Annotated in this window: 15 protein-coding genes and 1 other RNA gene; 2 read left to right on the top strand and 14 right to left on the bottom strand. The window is 38.8% G+C overall.

The genetic code is table 11. The features are described 5' to 3' along the window. Positions 1–191: 191 nt before the first annotated feature. The 10 genes from BST97_RS04520 to hutI all read right to left on the bottom strand — a co-directional run bounded on the left by BST97_RS04520 (position 192) and on the right by hutI (position 15,420). Positions 192–1,472, bottom strand: a complete 1,281-nt coding sequence (locus BST97_RS04520; protein ID WP_085766114.1) for a S41 family peptidase — start codon at positions 1,470–1,472, stop codon at positions 192–194. A gap of 161 nt (positions 1,473–1,633) precedes the next feature. Then, positions 1,634–2,386: an enoyl-CoA hydratase/isomerase family protein gene (locus BST97_RS04525; RefSeq protein WP_085766115.1), complete on the bottom strand. Its 753-nt coding sequence runs from the start codon at positions 2,384–2,386 to the stop codon at positions 1,634–1,636. A 90-nt stretch (positions 2,387–2,476) separates the two neighbouring features. After that, positions 2,477–3,337, bottom strand: coding sequence for an OmpA/MotB family protein (locus BST97_RS04530; protein WP_085766116.1), 861 nt, complete (start codon positions 3,335–3,337; stop codon positions 2,477–2,479). A 373-nt stretch (positions 3,338–3,710) separates the two neighbouring features. Next, entirely contained in the window at positions 3,711–4,538 is an 828-nt protein-coding gene (locus BST97_RS04535) for a hypothetical protein (RefSeq protein ID WP_085766117.1), read from the bottom strand. 177 nt (positions 4,539–4,715) lie between these two features. Further along, a complete protein-coding gene (gene folE, locus BST97_RS04540) occupies positions 4,716–5,423 on the bottom strand; it encodes a GTP cyclohydrolase I FolE (protein WP_085768160.1) in 708 nt (235 codons plus the stop codon). A gap of 243 nt (positions 5,424–5,666) precedes the next feature. Further along, the gene (locus tag BST97_RS04545; protein ID WP_085766118.1) at positions 5,667–7,886 is read right to left on the bottom strand and encodes a TonB-dependent receptor; all 2,220 of its coding nucleotides are present in this window, start codon (positions 7,884–7,886) and stop codon (positions 5,667–5,669) included. Positions 7,887–8,036: 150 nt separating this feature from the next. Beyond that, positions 8,037–8,411, bottom strand: coding sequence for a hypothetical protein (locus tag BST97_RS04550; protein WP_085766119.1), 375 nt, complete (start codon positions 8,409–8,411; stop codon positions 8,037–8,039). A gap of 723 nt (positions 8,412–9,134) precedes the next feature. Continuing rightward, positions 9,135–11,720 carry a phenylacetic acid degradation bifunctional protein PaaZ gene (gene paaZ, locus BST97_RS04560; RefSeq protein WP_085766121.1) on the bottom strand — a complete coding sequence of 862 codons (2,586 nt, stop codon included), beginning with the start codon at positions 11,718–11,720 and terminating at the stop codon, positions 9,135–9,137. 43 nt (positions 11,721–11,763) lie between these two features. Then, positions 11,764–14,100, bottom strand: a complete 2,337-nt coding sequence (locus BST97_RS04565) for a hypothetical protein (RefSeq protein WP_085766122.1) — start codon at positions 14,098–14,100, stop codon at positions 11,764–11,766. Positions 14,101–14,169: 69 nt separating this feature from the next. Beyond that, on the bottom strand, positions 14,170–15,420 hold the full coding sequence (gene hutI, locus BST97_RS04570; protein ID WP_085766123.1) for an imidazolonepropionase: 1,251 nt from the start codon (positions 15,418–15,420) through the stop codon (positions 14,170–14,172). Between the two features lie 180 nt (positions 15,421–15,600). On the opposite strand from hutI, the gene BST97_RS04575 reads away from it, so the two are divergent. After that, positions 15,601–16,548, top strand: a complete 948-nt coding sequence (locus tag BST97_RS04575) for an aldo/keto reductase (protein ID WP_085766124.1) — start codon at positions 15,601–15,603, stop codon at positions 16,546–16,548. Between the two features lie 217 nt (positions 16,549–16,765). Here BST97_RS04575 and rny read toward each other — a convergent pair whose 3' ends face one another. The 4 genes from rny to BST97_RS04595 form a co-directional block, all read right to left on the bottom strand. Then, positions 16,766–18,373: a ribonuclease Y gene (gene rny, locus BST97_RS04580; protein ID WP_085766125.1), complete on the bottom strand. Its 1,608-nt coding sequence runs from the start codon at positions 18,371–18,373 to the stop codon at positions 16,766–16,768. A gap of 44 nt (positions 18,374–18,417) precedes the next feature. Further along, a non-coding RNA gene (gene ssrS / locus BST97_RS04585) (6S RNA) lies at positions 18,418–18,526 on the bottom strand. A gap of 52 nt (positions 18,527–18,578) precedes the next feature. Next, on the bottom strand, positions 18,579–18,866 hold the full coding sequence (locus tag BST97_RS04590; RefSeq protein ID WP_085766126.1) for a cell division protein ZapA: 288 nt from the start codon (positions 18,864–18,866) through the stop codon (positions 18,579–18,581). A gap of 4 nt (positions 18,867–18,870) precedes the next feature. Then, positions 18,871–19,158 carry a hypothetical protein gene (locus BST97_RS04595; protein WP_085766127.1) on the bottom strand — a complete coding sequence of 96 codons (288 nt, stop codon included), beginning with the start codon at positions 19,156–19,158 and terminating at the stop codon, positions 18,871–18,873. 117 nt (positions 19,159–19,275) lie between these two features. On the opposite strand from BST97_RS04595, the gene BST97_RS04600 reads away from it, so the two are divergent. Next, positions 19,276–20,991 carry a M23 family metallopeptidase gene (locus tag BST97_RS04600; RefSeq protein ID WP_085766128.1) on the top strand — a complete coding sequence of 572 codons (1,716 nt, stop codon included), beginning with the start codon at positions 19,276–19,278 and terminating at the stop codon, positions 20,989–20,991. Position 20,992 lies beyond the last annotated feature (1 nt).

The raw sequence follows: 20,992 nt of genomic DNA on the forward strand, positions 1-20,992 counted from the left end.
GGTTACGCTTTCGCGAAAGCGGAATTATCAAAATCCTAATTCTTAAATACAATCATAATATCCTTTATCCAGCTACCGAGCTTAAGTTTCAGTACGTAGGAAAATGAAAAGTCACAGACCAGTCTAGCCTGCGACCTTTAAAAAAATCTTTGCGATTTATCAAATCAGATAATGATGAATTTTAGCAACATTTACTGTGCAACCAGATCATAGTTTCTGGATTTGGATTTGATAAACTCTTGAGTCTGGGTAATCCAGTCTCTTTTTAAATCCAGCTCTATGTCAACAGATATTCCCCTTTCTTCATACTCTAGCAAGTAAGAATAATCCATATCAGTTTTCATGAAGTAAAACAAACCAGACGCTGATACTGCTGCGTTACCATAATTACTGCCGTAAGCACAAGCTCCCCAAGAGTCACGCCCCAAAAGGGTTACGTTATCAAATTTTGTCAAGTAGTCTGCCGTGATCTCTGCGTTGCTGGCTGAGTTTTTATTAAGAAGTACAAATACCTGATTCTTCTTAGCAAATTTACGGATGAGCTTTTTCCAAGGCTTGGCCACCTTATCTGCTCCTCCAATGTTATTGCGTAGATCCACGATCAAATTTTCACTGTCTATTTTTCCTTTCACCTCATCGTAAAGCGCTCGAGACTCTGAAACATTATCAGACATTCTAGAAAAACTCCCAAGTCTCAAGTAACCGGTCTCACTATCAAGCTTTTCATAGCTGAATGTAGCAGCGTCAGAACCAACTTGGTCAAAATGATCAGGAGTTTCTAATTTTTTGAAGTTTGAGATAAAGAATCGTCCGTTTTCAAAGACTTCATTTCTCAATGCATACCAGACCTTGTGATCTGGATGAGCTAGGATAAGTTGGTAACGATTGGCTTCAATACGATCAAAGTAAGCATACACCATCCCCTTTTCCCAAACCGGAGACTCTGAGTCTAAAACGATCGCTTGGTAGGAGCCTGCATCTATCTCCGTAACTGCAACCGTTACTATTTGATTAGAATAAACACCTTGCGCGCTAGATTGATCAACCGCTTGAGCAAATGTTTTTAAAGAATCAATATTTACATCAAGTCTGGGAAGCGATTTGAAATATAAAGAGGCTTTTAAAAGCTTTAAATTTTCAGGATCTGTAAGCTTCTGACTTTTTTCTATATCAAAACCTTTCATCCTTAGTGAGGCATGTTCATCTTTTATCTGAGCTGCGAGCTGCGAGATTATTTGTAGACACTCTATAGAGCTTTCGGATCCAGAGATTTCACTTTTCAGGTTATGAAACAAATTCTGGTAGGCTAGCTTATCCTTTTTATTAAACTGATCTTTGAATGAGATTAAGTTTTGAGATTCTTGGTAATAAAAATCAAGCTCAGCCTTGCAATCGCAAGCAACTTTTTGAGCGTTTACTAATGATAGGTTTAAAATGAAAAATAATGCGGTGTAGATGAATGTAGTTCTCATGGGTTTCGTTTTTAATGACACCCCAAAAATGAAACTGCACCCTTCATCTCAAAGATTGAAATCTATGAAACGGGAAATTGTATCGATGAAATTGGTTTTAAAATAATAAACCCACCAGCTCAATCCAGCTGATGGGCATTTATATTGACAAGTTATAAAATTTATTTAAACCTCTTCAAAGTCTCCTTAGTAAACTCGCTTAATACTAATCTGCCTGAAATCTTAGCTCTCTCGGCCAGCAACTCATCCCAATTTTCACAACCAGTCCAGAACATTTTCTTCATTTCTTTCATGGCCTCGGGATTGTATTGCGTTAATGCTTTCGCGAAAGCGGAAACATGTTCATCCATCGCCTCAGTACTCTCAAAAATCTCTGCAAACAATCCGTTTTGATGCGCCCACTCAGCAGGGTAGAATTCATTTGCATTTATGGCGATCTGGCTCATGCCACTCAATCCCAATTTGCGCTCAACTGCCGGCCCCACTACAAACGGCCCAATCCCTATATTGAGCTCACTTAGTTTGATGGCTGCAAATTTTGTGGCAAAGCAATAATCTGTTGCACTGGCAACTCCTACTCCACCTCCTACAGTTTTTCCTTGTACGCGACCTATGATGAACTTAGGACACTTGCGCATCGCATTGATCACATTTGCAAAACCAGAGAAAAAAACCTCACCGGTTTTCTCGTCATCTATGGCGATCAATTCCTTAAAACTTGCACCTGCGCAAAATGTGCGATCCCCACCAGATTTTAGGATAATTACTTTACAACCGTCATCGTTGCCTGCCTTTTTGATCGCATTAGCTAGATCTGAAAGTACATTTCCTGGCAGGGAATTGTGTGCTGGATGAAAAAACTCTATGGTGGTTACCGCTTCTTGTGTTGTAGATTTTACGTAGGGTGCCGTCATTTATGTTAGATTTTATTATGCTCTGCAAGAAACAAAAAAGCCCGATCATTTAAAAACGATCGGGCTACTTATAAAGCTAACTTTCTTAATTTACATTTTTGACTTTGGCATTGCCTCGCTGCTGTCTAGCATGGCAAAAAATTTATCAAGATTAGGCATAATGATGATCTGAGTTCTTCTGTTCTTTGCACGGTTGTCATTAGTATCATTTGCAACTATAGGATCATAGCTACCGCGACCGGCAATGATCAACTGCTCAGATGGAATACCAAATTTTTCTTCCAGCCTACGTACAATGGCCGCACTTCTCTCCGTACTTAGATCCCAGTTATCTTTTACATAACTACCTTCCTTTACGGTACGATCATCAGTATGTCCTACGATCATAACTTCCATGGAAGGCTCTGTCTTTACCACCTTTGCAATACGTTCAAGAATAGCATCAGCATCTTTACCTACTCGGTAACTACTGTCTTTGAATAACATATCATCGTCCAGCGTCATCATAACAACCGTACGATCTACGTTAACATTCATTCCCTCAGCGTCTTCCATACCTCCTACTCTTTGTGAAATGTTATAAGAGATCGCTACATCTAGAGAATCTTTAAGCGTTTCTGCTCCCGCAAGTCTGGATGCTGGGACATTCTTAAGCGTCTCACGCATCGTTCTCTTGTTCTTTTCAGACATGACCAGGTCACCATCTTCTGTGCTGACCATCATACCGTCTTTATCTGACTGTAGTGAAGCGATTTTAGTATTATATCGTTCTACACGCATGTTGATCTCATTCATTTGAGATTCCAGTTGCTCCTTCTCCATACGAGTTTTTTGAAGCGTAGAAACCGTGTTATCATACTTGGTTTCTAATTCAGTGTACTTCTTTTTTGATACGCAGCTACCGGCTAATAGACCTGCTGCAATCACTATTGACAAAACTTTTGTTTTCATAATGTTTATCATTTGAGATATAGCAAATCAACGGATATGTTTGGTTCAAGTATGCTACAAAAAACGTGTCATTTTGTTAAACGATGTTAAGCTGAGAATGATCGCGTTGAATTTCAATCATATAGAAAGAGTTAAATATTTTACTCCTATTGTAGCTTTTAGTATTTCCATAAGAAATGAGGTCTTATCATTTACAGAATGTTCTAAGATTCCTAAATATAGTACCTAAAGCTATCAAATAGTAATATCAACTTTTTAATGAGCTAACAGACTGAGATAGGTTTGATATTAACTTCTATCCACAAAAAAGCCACGACCTCTTGAGTAAAAAAGATCGTGGCAATTTTTATGAAAAAATTTCTTACTGAAATTATTATTCAGAAAGTGTGACCGTGCGAGTTACTTGATTAAAAGGTCCTTCAATGGTATTGCCGTCTGCATCTATGAGCTCTAGCATAATTTTCACCTCACCCATTTCAAGCCCATTGATTACATGTGGGGCCCACTCGGTAATCATAAATTCCTCACCGTTGATGGTTGCTCGTACTTTATTACCGTTCTCAGATAGCGTGGTATTCAAAACGAAAAAATCCAATAACAAGTTCTCCGTATCCTTTCCTTTATACTCTCCTTTAGGACGGCTGTAGATTAAAGTTGGTGCCTCCATATCATACTTAGATTGTTGATCTACGCTATTCCCAACCGTAATTTTTTTGACCACCATTGAGTTGTCGTTTTTGACAGACTCGTGATAAGAACGACTCAGGAATGCAACTAGGTGGTGGGTCCCATCTGGTATCGCTTTCGCGAAAGCGGACTCATAATGAGCACTATACGGTTGATTATTCAAAATGAAATGAATGTGCTGGCCTTTACCTGAATTTGCCAAACTTTCTGTGTTAGGACTGTCAGTTTGAGCGGTCAACTCATAGTTCTGAACATTGAAATTGAATTTAACCTCACCAGAAGGCAATTTAACCGAGGTATCTGGAGCAGTAAGCTCTAGACTGGCTGTTTCATAAGCTGGAGAATCAGTCAGTTTTGACAAAGTAATGGAACTTGAAGTTTCCTCTTCCATCATTACCTCTTCTTCGGTCATGTCCTTCTCATCTGCTTCATTTGCTTTATCGTTATTCTTACAAGAGAAAAATAACAATGAACAAATTGCCATTGTTAATAGACTTTTTGATGTAGTTTTCATAGTAATTTTTTTTGTTGTATCAAAACTAATGGTAATCCCAAAGTTGAGAAAGCGTTTAATAATTTCTTACAATTCTTAAGGCTCAACCCATTCCGAGTGCAATCAAAAAAACCAGCACAAGGCTGGTTTCACAATTCTCAGAAACAAATAATCCCCTATAGATTAAAACTTGATTTCTTACGAATTACTAATTAGGTTGTTTAACTGAAAGATTTTCTCATCATTCTTAAATTGACCTCCATAAAAAACGGTTACCGTTGAAGAGGTATCATCTTTCACCCCTCTTGATGAAACACAAAGGTGTTTTGCATCTATGATAACGGCGACATCTTCTGTTCCCAGTAATTTCTGTAAGTCCACTCCTATCTGGTTTGTTAATCGCTCTTGAACCTGAGGGCGTTTTGCATAATATTGCACTATACGATTAAGTTTTGATAGCCCGATCACCTTCCCTGATGATATGTAAGCGACGTGCGCCTTTCCTATTATCGGAACAAAGTGATGCTCACAATTTGAATAGAACGTAATATTCTTTTCAACCAGCATCTGATTGTATTGATATTTATTCTCAAAAAGAGCAATTTTAGGTTTGTTTGCTGGGTTAAGTCCCGAGAAAATTTCCTCGACGTACATTTTTGCCACACGTGATGGAGTACCCTTAAGAGAGTCATCAGTCAGGTCAAGACCTAAAATATCCATGATCTCTGCAAAATGCTCTGCAATTTTCTGTTTCTTTTGTTCGTCAGATAATTTAAAAGCATCTACTTTCATGGGAGTTTCAAGACCTGTGAAAAGGTGGTCATCTCCTATTTCTTCATCGCTAAGATTAGAGATTACGTTGTTCTCGTTTAGATACTCTTCAAGAGCAATTACATTTTCTTTCATATGATTTAATTCCAATGAAGTGGAAGTCCACTCCCAGTCCAATTAAATTTTTTTCTAAAAATAGTTTTTTGTTCAACTTATTTTGTTAAGTATTAAACAAATTACTTTTCCTTAGACGTAATTACATCTTTTTACTTTCTTGCATTGCTCGATTTTCAAAAGAAATACTTTAAAATCCAAAACATCATATGATATTTCGGATTTAGCTTTTAAAGTAGGATTAGAATCTGGATTAATCAGTTTTTAGAAAGTCGCACTTACGCGAGCTCTTAAGAAAAACGGTGTTCCCGGTGTGAAATGAATCTCCTCAACCGGCTGAGCTTCGTTTCTTAGACGGCTTTCAGTGGCAAATTGTGTTTCCTTCCACTCTACATCAAATAAATTTTCTACGATAAGACCAAAAGTGTAGTTCTTATAGGTATAATTGATATTTGCATCAGTGACAAAATATCCTTCGGCTACAATAGAGTTATCTTCATTTGCAGGTCGATCTCCTAAAAAGCGGTAATTGATACCTCCTGAGAAATTATTGAAGTTTTGAACATTCACACCACCCGTCACTGTAAAGTCTGGAGCAAGTGGAATCAAATCCTCCCCATCTGGCTCATCGATCGCTCTGGCATATGTATAGGTCGCATCTCCATAAAAGTATAACCAAGGTAAAGGCTCATACCTAAGACCTAAGTCGACTCCTGTCCTTCTCGTTTTACCACTAGGCTCTACAATCCCAGCATCACCTACATAAACAAATTCTTGCTCTAAGAATAAGTACCACAAAGCAGCATTAAAAACGAGCTTATCTGTAACCTTAAAAACAGATCCCAAATCAGCACCATAAGCGGAAGGCAAAATATCCTTGCCCTGATTAGCTACTACCACTCTGGTATCATTTGAATGAAAACCTATACCGGTTTTAGCAAAAAGCTGAAGCCGGTCTGTGGGAGTATAAATCAAATTAAGCTTAGGACTGAAGGTAAATTTATCTTCACTTAAAGTCTCATATTCCTCTACAAGGTTGTCTACATAGTCAAATTTGAAATAGTCCAAACGCAATCCTGAATTCAGCTTAAAGTCTCCAAATTCAAATTCTGTATTTACGAAACTGTAGAAATTAGTTTCATCTACATCTCCAAATGCGAGACGCTCAAGCAGTTCTTTGCGGTTTGCGGTGCGGCTCAACTGAATATCGTCTACGTTATCGTAGCGCAATCCTATACCTGCATCATAAGCAAAACCTGTATTCCCATTATAAAATTTATCACTCAAGACGGTTTGAAAACCGTAAGTATTGCGATCTTCAAATTGTCTAATTTGATCTCCATTAATCGGATCTTCTAGGAAAAAGGTAAAGTTTGAGAATAGCTCAAAATCATACTGAGAGTAAAACGCCCGTGATGTGAGCTTTTGAGAATCGGTTAGAAAGCGTTCATGTTCAATGAGGACATTGGTCCGGCTGGTCTGTCCGCCTTCTGTGTCATCTATTGCACCAAATCGTGATATCAAACCTTGATCTACAGCCCTTTGAGGAATTTGTCCTGAAGCATCCCATTTACTGGTAAATCGAAATAGCGTCAAGGTAAGCTCTTCGTCCTTTCTTATTTTATAGTTGTATTTTCCTAAAATATTGAATCGGTTGAAGTTCTGTGAAGATTCAAATGGACCATCTGTTATGTAATAAGAAGTGGCAACATAGGCACTACTCTTTTGCGTATCTAACAATTTGAATTGCCCTACGGTTCGGAAACTGTCAAATCCACCATACTCAAGCGATACACTGTTCTGATTGATTCTTTTACTAGTTCTGAAACCTACATAACCTGCAGTATTAAAATTACCTTGATTAGTATAATATGGCCCTTTACCAAATTCAATCGCTTCTATAGTTTCAGGTATTACAAAGTGCAGATCTGAATAACCTTGACCATGTGCGTGTGATACCTGATTCACTGGAATACCGTCTACATTGATTGCTACATCAGTACCGTGATCCACGTCGAAGCCTCTCAGGAAAATTTGTTCTGCTTTACCACCGCCGGCGTGCTGACCTATAAAAAGGCCTGGAACTCTCCTTAAAATCTCTTGTGATGACCGTACCGGATTATTCTGAACATCAATTGCCACAATCTTTTCTAAGGTGTTCAAGTCCTTATTGATCTGGATCTCAGTTAATGATATGTCTGAACGTATCAGAACAACACTGAGCTGTCCGTTAATATTTTGTGAGTTGACGACTACAGTTTTTGTCTCGTAGCCTATATAGGAAAATATAAGTTGATCGCCCGTTTGAATGTCACTGAACGTAAAGCCACCATTTGAATTTGTAGATGTTGCCATTTCAGTTCGAGAATTTTTCACGCTAACATCTTGAAGCGGGACGCCACCGGCATAGACCACGCCTTCTATATTTTGAGATGAACCTAGTAAAGGTAGAAGTGTAAATAGTAAGTATAAATAATATTTCATTTTATAATTGTTGGAATCGATAACTTAGAACTTCGTGCAGATAGTAGTTGCATGAAAGAACTAAACCCATCGATTTGAGTATAAGGGAGAAAATGCCATTCTTGAGAACCAAGAAGCATTTGAAAAAGCAACTTTTGCAGTCGCTATTGGTTAGGCAAGGTGTTTGGGCGGCGGAGCCGGAGTACTCTCAAAGAAAACATTCCAAGAATCAAAATACCAGAAATGATGTGAATGGTTATAAGAAGGAATAAATAAACTAGGGTACTCTTGAGCTACAAGAACTTTTACGTTCTTGCTTATTTTAATGATTAATTGAGAATCATCTTCATGATCATTACCATCAAAAAGCTTTTTAATGAACGACAATACACCATGATCGTGTTCACAATTGCTATGAGAAATCAGTAATCTCCTTCCCATGCTTGAACCAGTGGAAAAATCATGATTATGCGAGTCGTCTGAAACCGTTAGAGAATGTGACCATACATGCAGACCATCAATTACTGAAGTGCTGATAGTTGCCATAAAACAGCACATAGCAAGTAAAATCGTAAAAATCCTCGTTATATTGAGCAACAGTTCAAATTTGTTTTGATTACTTATAGGTACGCAAGATAGGCCTCTATGGTTTGACAGATGATTTAAAGTAGTCCAAACTGCTCAAAATGGTGATTCATGTGCTTGCGCTTAATTGAATAGCTCTCATTTATACTTAAATTCTCAAAATAGCAAAATATGTTGCTTATAGTAAGTAATATAGTTTTTTTACTATCTGCATTTTAAATATTATTTTTAGTAAATTGATTTTCTAAAATATTTTGATTCAATTGGATATAGGTCGAAATTATGTAAGACAGTATTTCAAATTTGGAATTTTTAATATCATAACTATGAAAGTAATTAGTAATCAAAATTTTAGCATGTTAGATCTCAGAATAGCAATTGCACTTTTTGCTACAATTTTGTTTTGGGCTTTAACCTACATTCCATATTTAGTACAAGGATCTTACGTAAGCATAATTTTGCAACTTCTTTGGATACCGGCATTGATATATCCCCTTTTCTCGTTCATCTACTTTTTAGTCCAATGGATTAAGAAGAGTATGAATTTTAGTGAACCACATCTATATTTCGCTGTGCTATCCTCTAGTACTTATTTTCTAGCTTTCGGCGAGAAGTTATTTTAGCCAATTAAAATGGATCTGGTATAGGTTAATATCAATTGAAACTAGATAGGAATTTGTAGATTCAGCTATTAATGTGGCCATTATTTTTAATTAACCCAAACTGCTCAAAATGGTGATTCACGTGCTTGCGCTCGAGTAAATACCACTCATATTTATTTAATTCACCAAAAACAGCATTTTTAGTTGTTGCTTTTGGCTTCTTCTTGAAGAAATCCAGATAGTTTTGTCTTGATTCGAGCAATTTTTTAATCGCGGTATCCACATCAGGATGCTGCAATTCTTCCAGTTCACCGTCTTCTCTCATGAGCGGCATGCGGTGATTTTGGGGCATTTTATCATAATTCCACAAAGTTGCAGCAGTCTTTTCTAGGTACTTTTCTGGAGTAGCGATTTCAAAGTTTTGAATCTCTCCAGATGCAATTCGGTAGCCTTGCTCGAGGTGCTCGATCATGTGTTGCAAGGTCATTTTGCCCCATTTGGGTTTGATATTTTCAGGAGCTTTCCCTTCGGCTCCGCTCAGGGCACGCGCGAAAGCGGACTTAATTAAATCTTCATCGATCTCGACAAAGGTTTGCTGTTTCTTCTCTACCATCGTTAGTATGGTCGCTACGGCAACAAGGGACTCTGCCTCTTCATCTGTCTTGTCATTTTCATAGTCCACAGGTTCTGCATCAAAAACCTCCACATACCATTTCACAATACCCGATGGATGCTCGCGACCGGACACGTCACGCTCTCTTTTTTCTTTACAAGTTAGTCGCACGTAGATTGTGTCATTGTGGTACAATGGACGTAAGAATCTAATATCTTCCAAACCATAATTTGCAGACACCGGTCCCTTGTTAGGATACACAAAAAGTCCAGCAGCAGCACTGATGATAAAGTAACCGTGAGCGGTTCTTTTCTTAAAAATACTACCATCAAGACTGGTGATATCAGTATGTGCGTAGAAATGGTCCCAAGTCAGATTTGCAAAATTCTGTATATCGGTATCGGTCAGAGTGCGCTTGTGGGTTTGCAAACTCATTCCCGGTTTGATATCCTCATAATGATAAGCAAATGGGTGTTTTTCAGCTTCTTTATAGTCGCCATTCGGCTGGTAAATACCTGTCACTTCAGTTAGAGTCGTAGGACTACCCTGCACGGCACAGCGTTGCATGAAATGTTTGATTCCTCGCAAACCTCCCATTTCCTCTCCTCCACCGGCACGTCCCGGACCACCGTGAACCAGTAATGGTAAAGGTGAGCCATGACCAGTGGATTGTTTGGCACTGTCTCTATTTAGGACTAAGATACGTCCATGGTGTGAAGCGGCTTCTATAGTGTACGCTTTCGCGAAAGCGTCATCTCCAGTTACCACACTGCTAACTAACGAGCCTTTACCCATTTGAGCCAACTCGATCGCCTCGTCAATGCCTTTGTACGGCATGATCGTACTCACCGGACCAAAAGCCTCTATTTCATGAGCACCCAAGTTCTTGAACGGCTCATCCTCCCGCATTAAGATCGGCGAAACGAAAGCACCTTTTTGCGCATCGGCCCCAATGACTTCTACCTCATCAAGATTACCGTAAACGATTTGAGCAGTCTGAGCAATTTTATTTATCTGATCTTTTAAGGTCTCTCGCTGATCTGTATTAATCATAGCACCCATGCGGGTTTCTTTGAGCCTTGGGTCTCCTATAACGGTGCGCTCGAGTTGCTTACCGAGGGCGATTTGCACCTCTTCAACAAGGTTCTCCGGCACAATTACCCTACGTATGGCGGTACACTTCTGACCACATTTTACGGTCATTTCCTTGCGAACTTCTTTTATAAATAGATCGAATTCTGGTGTACCTGGCACGGCATCATCACCCAGCACACATGCATTCAAGCTATCTGCTTCCATCGTGAATGGGACACTTTCTTGAAGAAGTCTAGGATGATTTTTGAGTTTACGACCGGTTGCCGCACTACCTGTAAAAGTTACTACGTCTTGAGATTCAACGGTATCCAGAATATTTGTTGTCAATCCTGATAATAGCTGTAAACTACCTTCAGGCAAAATACCACTGCTGATAATTTCACGAACAACCGCCTCAGTCAAAAAGGCTGTTTGAGGTGCTGGAAGTACTACGGCGGGCATACCTGCCATCCAATTTACCGCACATTTTTCCAACATTCCCCAAACCGGGAAATTAAACGCGTTTATGTGTACAGCCACACCTTTTTTAGGAACAAGTAAGTGATGTGCCATAAAGCGGCCTCCTCGTGATAGATCAATAGGGTCACCTTCTACCGCATAAGACTGATCTGGAAAAAGCTTTCTCAAGCTAGCATTTGCAAAAAGATTTCCAAAACCACCCTCGATATCGATCCAGCTATCGACTCTCGTCGCGCCAGTTTTATAAGATATTTCATAAAAATGCTCTTTCCTTTTTGTGAGATAAAGAGCTAGTTTTTTAATCATATTCCCTCGTTGCTGGAAGGTCATATCTCTCAACACCTTCCCATGGTCACGCCCATATTGCAAGGTCGTAGCGATATCTAAGCCTGATGTACTAGTTGCACCAATGATTTCACCAGTTACGGCATCAAACATATTTCTGGTTTCAGAGTTATCACCGGTTTGCCAGTTTCCTTGAATGTAAGAGGGAAGAATCATAAGAAATGTAATAGAAGCGTAAAGTTAAGGCAGCTGGAAGGATTTAATCTTTCGTTACGGAAGCTTGTTGAACGGAATGAATCAAAGTACCATCATCACCCATTCCTTCAATTATGAACCACATGGTATCCTGACCCACATAGGGCATTGTAAACTCAGCTTTGCCATTTTCAATCTTCAATTTACCCTGCCAATCTATTACGCCAAGTTTTTTGAAGAAGTTTGAACTGTAATCGAAATAAGTAGGTGTGTAGAATTTTGCTGGCATTTCAAAAGTCAATGGAACAATATAATCTGTAAAAAACTTAGAGCTTTTAGAGTAAGGAGATAAGTTTGGATCAAAATAAATTTTAATAATTGGAACTCCAGATTTCCCAAAAACTGATGTAGATCCCGATAAGTCCAATTCAATGTAATCTATGATAGACATGTCAAATCCCTGCAAATTTTCGCCCGAGATTGGCATTTGATCATTCAAAACAAATACAGCTTCATTCGGTTGATTATTTGAGTCTGTTAAACGCGCACTTGGATAAAAGAATCTTAATGTTCCATTTGAACGATTAATCCTAAAATTCTTATTTCTCAAATACTGTTCAATATTAATATATCTCATTCTATCGGCATCGTTGAAAAACTCGATCCTTCCCCTTGCACTGTTTCTGATCCTTTGATTTCGGTCTTCGTTTACTTCAGCTTCCACAATCACCGTGCTCAATGTCTCTGTTTCATCAAACAATTCTAATTGCACAGATTTCAATTCATCAGGTATCTTAAAGCTTAAATTCTCACGGATATTGTCAAAAAAAGGAAATTTAGATGGATTGAATTGCGGATAAATTTTTGCAGGTTTAGATTTTCCCCTTTTATTCTGAGCACTCAATTTAAGTGATTCGCCAGTTGTAGGAAAATAACCATTAAATGAAAACTTCTTTTGCTCATTATCAAGGGTTATAATTTTACTGTCTGTAAATCTTCCTGGTAATAGTAAAAAATCACTTTTGGATTTTGATTTCAAATTGGCAGTGACCATTATTCCGTCCTCCCAATTATATCTTAATGTATCAACCGGGCCAAATGTATTATTCCAGTCATGCATAGTCCATCCCTGAGTCAGTAATAAATTATCCAATGCAACTTCTACAGCGCGATCGTTTTTTTCAAAATATTGACTGGGGTCTTGAATGTTTCCTTTCAAATAAGTTGACAAGTAAAAATCACTAACAATATGATTCTGTGGTAATGCTTTTGATTGTCCTGGTAACACTGAAACACTAGAAGATGCTTTTGAAATCCCCTTAAAGTCCAGATTGATATGTAAGCTATCAAGTTGACGGGAAAGGAAAACTTTTGGTTCCTTATTTATATTTAATCCTTCCCTTTTAAAATAAAGTCGATCGCCTAAGTGAAGCCCTCTATGTGTGAAATATGAAATTTGATTCATACCCGCAGTCAAACTATCCCTTTTAATGGCCAGTAAATTTTCGTGATTTTTGAGGCTCACTTTAAATACTTTGATATTTTTATGATCATTGATCGCAACGACAAATTCTTCACCACTCCTATCCTCGAGAGTTTCGTTGTTTGTTTTTAGGTTGATGTACACTTTAGAATGCGACTCTGCAACAGCTACACTAACTCCTTTATCCTCTATATTGAGTCCCGACTTTACAACTTCCTGTTCTGATAGCTCAACTAAGAATTTATAATCTGATTCAGCATCTGGTAATAGCATAAAACTACCTATACCGTTATCATCGAGTTGAAAAACTGATATTTCTTCTCCATTTTTAAAGACTTTTCCACTGGCAGCAATTCCATTTCCATATTGGTCCTTTAAAATCGCTCCCATCTTTACAAATACACCATCGACGGCATGTCCACCTTCTGGCAGAATGGATAATGTAAAAGTCCTTTCTTCGCTTTCATAAAGTTCATCCATGTTTACGGAAGGATCTAGAATACGCAGCGGCTCTTGCGCATATAAAGGTTGGTCAAAATTTCGCATCCAGTTGGTAAACGCCTTTATGGAATAATCTCCAGCTGGAGTTGAACCATTAGTCTCAAACACATGAGTAGCTACGCCATTTTCTACCAGTAAAAGTTTTTCATCAACCACCTCATAACTATCGTCTAGAAGCTGGACATAAAGGTTTCTGGTTGCAAGTGAGGGTTGTTTAGTACGCTGATCTATCACATAGGCCGTATATCCTATATCCTCTCCTTTTACATAAATAGATTTATTCAGGTGGAGATGAATGTTTTCTTCAGGTATTTGACTTCTTTCATTGAAATTGTTGATCAAGCTGTCCACTTGATTTTGACCCGAACCAAAAACTGGAATCAACAAGATAAATAATAAAACTTGGTAGGTTTTCATGATTGGTATTTTTTTTGAAAAATAAGAGAATTAATTTTTACTTTTTTCCATCACTAATGGTACCGCGACTTACATAAAGTGCCCATCCAGCATAACCTTAGAAATTTTATTCTCACCAAAGTGATAGGGTATCGCCGCCAGACTTTCAATATCTTCAAATAACAATAGATCCGCTCTTTTGCCTACTTGAATACTACCGACTTTACTGCCAAGCTTAAGAGCGTGAGCGGCGTTGATGCTTAAGGCGTTTAATGCCTGACTGGGCGTCATTCTCATTTTGATACAAGCAAGAGCAAACACAAAATTCAAATTACCACTGGGCGTGCTGCCTGGATTATAATCACTGGCTAGTGATACAGCAACATCATTTTCCATCATTTTTTTCATGGGTGCATAATCCAATCCAAGAAAAAAACTACAGCTAGGCAATGCAGTTGCAATTGTAGGTGAGCTTTTTAAATTACCTAGATCTTCATCTGTCATTACCTCAAGGTGATCCACACTTACCGCTCCGGCACGCACGGCAGCTTGAACAGCTCCTAAGCTATTGAACTGATTCACATGCAGTTTGGGTTGCAAGCCATACTTTTTACCAGCCACTATCAAACGTCGCATCTCGTCAACTGTGAAGTAATTTTTTTCGCAAAAAACATCAATAAAGTCGGCGAGTTCTTCCTTGCTTATTCTAGGGAGCATTTCATTGATTATTAAATCAATATACCCATTTCTATCATTCTTAAATTCAGTTGGGATGGCGTGAGCTGCTAGAAAGGTCGCCTTTATAATCATCTTTGCTCCCCCTACAAATTCATGATTTTTTAATCGTTTGATCACACGTAGCATTTTCAATTCACTAGCGACATCCAGTCCATACCCACTTTTTATTTCTATAGTGGTCGTCCCTGTCTTCAAAACGGTTTCTAGCCGTTTGAGTGAATTTTTAAAAAGCTCATCTTCATCCATGTCACGCAACCTAGAAGCGCTATTGAGTATACCACCTCCTCGTGCTGCAATTTCCTCATAACTCAATCCATTGATACGATCCTCAAACTCACTTTCCCGAGTTGCAGCAAATACCAGATGTGTATGTGAATCTACATAACCCGGTAAGATGATGCTGTTGCTACAGTCTATAACTTCCTCTGCTGGATGTTTGGGGAAATCGTCCATGCTCCCAAAGTCAGCTATTCTCCCCTCTTCTATGTATAAAAATGCATTTTTGATACTTGGAACTTCATCCATAGCAGTCCCTCGCAAGGCAGGTGTGTCATTCAATCTTACTTGAAATAATTCTTTGATATTAGTGAGTAGAGTAGACATAAATCAAAATTTCTCTGCAATTTAAGCAATGTAAATGTTGTAATCATAACTCCTCTCTACAACCACTCGACCTTGCAACTTGTTTTTTGCATAACCTTAAAGTAGGATAGTAAGGTTGTGTTAATCTCGCTTTCGCGAAAGCGAGAAACTCCTCAAATACCCTACTTTTAAAACAAAAACATGAAAAAGTTAAGGTTTAAGAACGGTGATCAGTTAGATGCCATAGGTTTAGGTACCTGGAAATCAGAAAAAGGAGCTGTGGGAGAAGCCGTCAAAATAGCTTTACATAATAACTACAGACATATTGATTGTGCTGCAACCTATGGAAATGAAGCAGAGATAGGTCAGGCATTTAATGAGGTATTCAGCAATGGAGAAATTAAGCGTGAAGATGTTTGGATCACCAGTAAATTATGGAATAATGCTCATTTACCTAAGGATGTAGAACCTGCACTGGATCAAACGCTTAGCGATCTTCAATTAGATTATCTGGATTTATACCTCATTCACTGGCCTGTTGCCTTTAAACCTGAGACTCCTAACCCGAGCGGTCCAGAAGATTATTTGTCACCTGAGGAAGCTCCTATTATTGACACCTGGAATGAACTTATCCGGTTAAAGAAAGAAGGTAAGATAAAACACATAGGAGTTTCTAATTTTAGCATCGAGAAGCTTAAAGATCTCATTTCAAAGACAGACGAAACTCCCGAAATGAATCAAGTAGAGTTGCACCCATTGCTTCAGCAAAACGATCTATTTGAATTCTGCTCTAAAAATGGCATCAATATGACGGCATATTCTCCATTAGGAAGCGGTGATCGCTCTGACGGTATGAAACAAAAAGATGAACCTAATATGTTTGAACTTGAAACCATCAAGTCCATAGCTCAAAAGCATAATTGTACTGAAGGCCAGGTTCTTATCAACTGGAGTGCTCAACGAGGTACTGCTGTGATTCCTAAATCAACAAATGAGGGACGCATAAAAGAAAATATTGCAGCAGCCGCAGTAAACTTTGATGAGCAAGATTTGAAAGACCTTGCGGCTCTCGACAGGCATTATCGCTATGTAACGGGTAAATTCTTTGAAGTTCCAGAAAAAGGTTATAAGAACATCTATGATGAATAACCGAGCCTGAATCTCGCATGAATGCTAAAAATACCTAACAGTGGGTATTTTTTTTTTCAAAAACAGAATCATCTTTACACTGGATTTGATGTTAGATCCTTGCATGTTTAGGTGTAGAATCTCTAAAATAATTTAGAGTAGATAGAAAAGATTTAGGGGACTATTTCTATCGATGAAAAAACCGCTCAGCTGAGCGGTTTTTTAATGTGATAATGTATTATTTAGCAATGTTTACCGCCCGTGTCTCGCGTATGACCGTAACTTTAACCTGCCCTGGATAAGTCATGTCAGTCTGAATCTTTTGCGAGATTTCAAATGAGAGTTGAGCTGCTTTCTCGTCGTTGATACGCTCACTCTCGACCATTACTCTTAATTCTCTACCAGCTTGAATTGCATAAGCTTTTTCAACCCCTTTAAATCCAAATGCTATATCCTCAAGGTCTTTAAGTCTTTGTATATAAGAATCCAGAACCTGTCTCCTTGCACCAGGTCGTGCACCACTGATGGCATCACATACCTGGACAACTGGTGAGAGCAATGAAGTCATCTCGATCTCATCATGGTGCGCTCCTATTGCGTTGCAAACTTCAGGTTTCTCGCCGTGCTTTTCAGCGAGTTTCATACCTAGTATCGCGTGTGGGGTTTCATCTTCTGTTTCTGGAACTTTTCCTATGTCATGGAGTAATCCGGCTCTTTTTGCTAGTTTAGGATTGATGCCTAATTCTGCTGCCATGGTTCCACAAAGCTTAGCCACTTCTCTACTGTGCTGTAATAGATTCTGTCCATAACTTGATCTGTACTTCATGCGGCCCACCATTTTGAGTAGCTCTGGGTGTAGACCATGAATTCCAAGATCAATTACCGTGCGTTTACCTACCTCGATGATTTCCTGATCGATTTGTTTACGTGTCTTACGCACGACTTCCTCGATACGTGCTGGGTGTATACGGCCATCTGTTACTAGTTTGTGTAGTGACAAACGGGCGACCTCTCTTCTAACGGAGTCAAAACAACTCAGGATAATGGCATCTGGAGTGTCATCTACTATTATCTCAACTCCTGTTGCCGCCTCAAGAGCGCGAATATTCCGGCCTTCTCTACCGATAATACGGCCCTTAACATCATCACTTTCCAAATTAAAGACAGAAACACAGTTTTCTACTGCTTCCTCTGTACCTATGCGCTGAATGGTATTTATAATTACTTTACGAGCTTCTTGCTGAGCCGTGAGTTTTGCCTCTTCGATTGTATTTTGAATAATGCTCATCGCCTCGGTCTTGGCTTGATCTTTCAAGGATTCTACCAGTTGGGCTTTTGCCTCTTCTCCTGATAGACCGCTTGCTACCTCAAGTTTTTTAACCTGCTCAGCGTGCATTTTTTCTATCTCCTCTTCACGTTTGAAGATGGCGTTGCGCTTCTCTTCAGCTTCCTTGAGCTGGCTTTCTAATTTTTGGTTGAGCTTTTTATTAGTGGCAAGCTCACTCGTTACTTTGGACTCCTTGTCTTTGGTTCTTCTTTCAGAGTCGGCTACTTTCTTTTCACGTGCCATGACCTCTTTCTCGTGTTTAGCTTTGAGATCCATGAATTTTTGCTTGCCACGCTCTAGTTTTTGTTTGCTGATTTGTTCACCTTTTGCAGCAGCATCTTTTTCAATCTTTTCTGCCTTTTGGGCAGCTTTGTCTGTAAGAGATTGTGCCTCTCTACGAGCATCTGCCACCAGCTGGGATGCTTTTCCCTTTTCTACGATGCTTTTAGCGATAAAAAAGCCTATTACGAGCCCTAGAATGAGGGCGATGGCAATAAAAATATAATGTTGTACTTCCATGAATTTATGATATAAAAAAGCCTGTACAAGTTTGGGTTTTGTATGAACTCCTTAAATAAAGTTTAAGGCTAACTGGCTGATCAAGGATCCGGTTCAAGACCGGCTTGCTTTTACAACCACGACTCACCTTTTTTAAAGAATTACGTGTTGAGTTCACCAAAAAATGAAACAAGTACAGGCAGTAACTATTTATGTTTAAAGAACGTTACGACAGCTCATCAGATAGAAGCTCGTTAAGCAATTCCAGCTGCTTAGAAGCTTCCTCTACATCTGCATGACTGTCTATGGTAACCTGCTCAGCGCGTGCTGCAAACTGCAACGCACACATAGCAAGAACATCTTGCTTATCCCTCACCGCATAGCTTTGCTCCAGCTGCTTAACCATCTTCTCGATGCTTTTTGCCGCCTTGCGCAACCCTTCTTCCCTCGCGGGATCTATTGTGAGTGGGTACACACGGTCTGCCACAGGTATTTTGACTTTAAGTTTATCCATGGCACTATGTAAGCTGTGCAATGCACGCGTCTATTTCTTTGACGAGGGCATTTATTTTGAGCTTGGTTTTTGTTTTATATTCGTCACTACCCAGCATAGCATTTGCAGTTTTCAGCGCTACAATTCGTTCTTCACCATCCTTTACACGCCTTAAAAGAAGTTCATTTTCTTCTTTTACTAGCTTGAGCTCCTCTTCTTTTTGCTCTATGGCCTGGGCCAGTTTACGATTCCTTTCGATCAAATTATTGATCTTGAGACGTATGGAAGCAATTTGAGTGGTTAGAGTAGCCATATACTGCCAGTTATACTGTAATTACAAATCTAGGATTACCTAGCGAGATTTCAAATATTATTGGAACAAACTTTGAACTGGGTTTTGGGTTCACCGCTCTTGCGATATATTTATGCCATGATTAGATCCAGCTACCTTCTTATAATATTATCATTTTTAAGTTTTCGCTATAGCGAAAGCCAAAACAACATCATCATTGATGATTATTTTATCAACCCGTTAGAAATTGACTTAAAGCTAAGTGGAAATTTTGGGGAGTTACGCTCCAATCATTTCCACTCGGGTCTAGATATTAAAACAAATCAAAGAACTGGTGCTCGTGTGGTTGCCGTTGCAAATGGCTATGTAAGTCGCATCAAAATAGAACGCTATGGGTATGGAAAAGCGCTCTACATTACGCACCCAAATGGTTATACCAGCGTTTATGGCCACTTAGAGAAGTTTGCGCCTCGTATTGAGAAATATGTCAAGAATAAACAGTACGTTAAAGAATCTTATGAAATTCAACTTTTTCCAGGAGACCTAGAGTTGCGCATAGATCAAGGAGAACTCATTGCCTACAGTGGAAACTCAGGAGGCAGCGGTGGACCACACCTCCATTTTGAAATAAGAGATAGTGCAGCGCGTCCCATGAATCCCATGATGATGGGCATTGAAATAGCCGATACTAAAAAACCTTTAGTCAGAAATGGAATGGTCTACCCTATCGATCGCAATGCAATCATCAATGGCGAGAACAAACCCATGCCGGTACGATTAGTACAGCAAAGCGATGGTACTTTCAAAGCTCCATCTTTTAGAGCTCACGGTAATATAGGTATAGGTATCAATACAGTGGATCAACAAAATGGCAGCAACAATAAAAATGGCGTTTTTAAAATTTCTACCTATTTAAATGGCAGCAAAAATTTTGAGATTGAATTTGATAAATACACTTTCGCCGAATCCAAAAGACTCAATCAACTTATAGACTATGGCTTTTTCAAAAAGAACAAAAGCCGTATCATGAGACTCTATATTCCAGACAACAGTCCATTGAGTCTCTATCAAAATACAGTCAATGATGGAGTCCTACAACTTGTTCAGCCAGAAATGAACCATCATTTCAAAGCAGAGATCATGGATTTTAAGGGAAACACTTCTGAGGTTGTCTTTAATATTGAAAATGACTATCCTCCTAATGAACTAGTGGTAGAAGATGAAAGTGATCTAACTTATATTCATAAAGGAACTACATTCAGAGAGCAATATGGTAATTTTCACTTGACGATTCCCAGTGGAGCCTTGTACGATGATGAATTACTTGCTATACAACAACATCTGGATACCTTGAAAGTTCATGAAGATGAGATACCACTTCACAAGAACATTATCATTGAATACAACTTAGATAGCAAGCAAGGCGATAACCTTGACCAATATTTTATAGGCAGCGTGGCTTCATGGGGTAAAGTATATCCGATCAAAACATCTAGAAAAGGAAACAGATTAAGAGCCAGCAGCAGATATTTTGGAACTTTTGCCGTTTCCAAGGATACAGATGTGCCTAGCATTACCCCTATCAATTTTAGAGATAAGCAATGGATCTCAAAAAACCAGACTCTTAAAATAAAAATTGATGATGCTACTAGCGGCGTAGATGGTTATCGTGCGACAGTCAATGGTAAATTCATTCTTATGGAATACGACTACAAAACTGATCTGCTGGTGTACGATTTTGATGACGGTGTCGTTAATGAAAAAGAAAATCACCTTAAACTAATTGTGACGGACGAGGTAGGAAATAGCAATACCTTTGAAGCCGTTTTTTATCGAAAGCCTCTAAACCCATAAT

The organism is Nonlabens spongiae (assembly GCF_002117125.1).
Lineage (GTDB): Bacteria > Bacteroidota > Bacteroidia > Flavobacteriales > Flavobacteriaceae > Nonlabens > Nonlabens spongiae.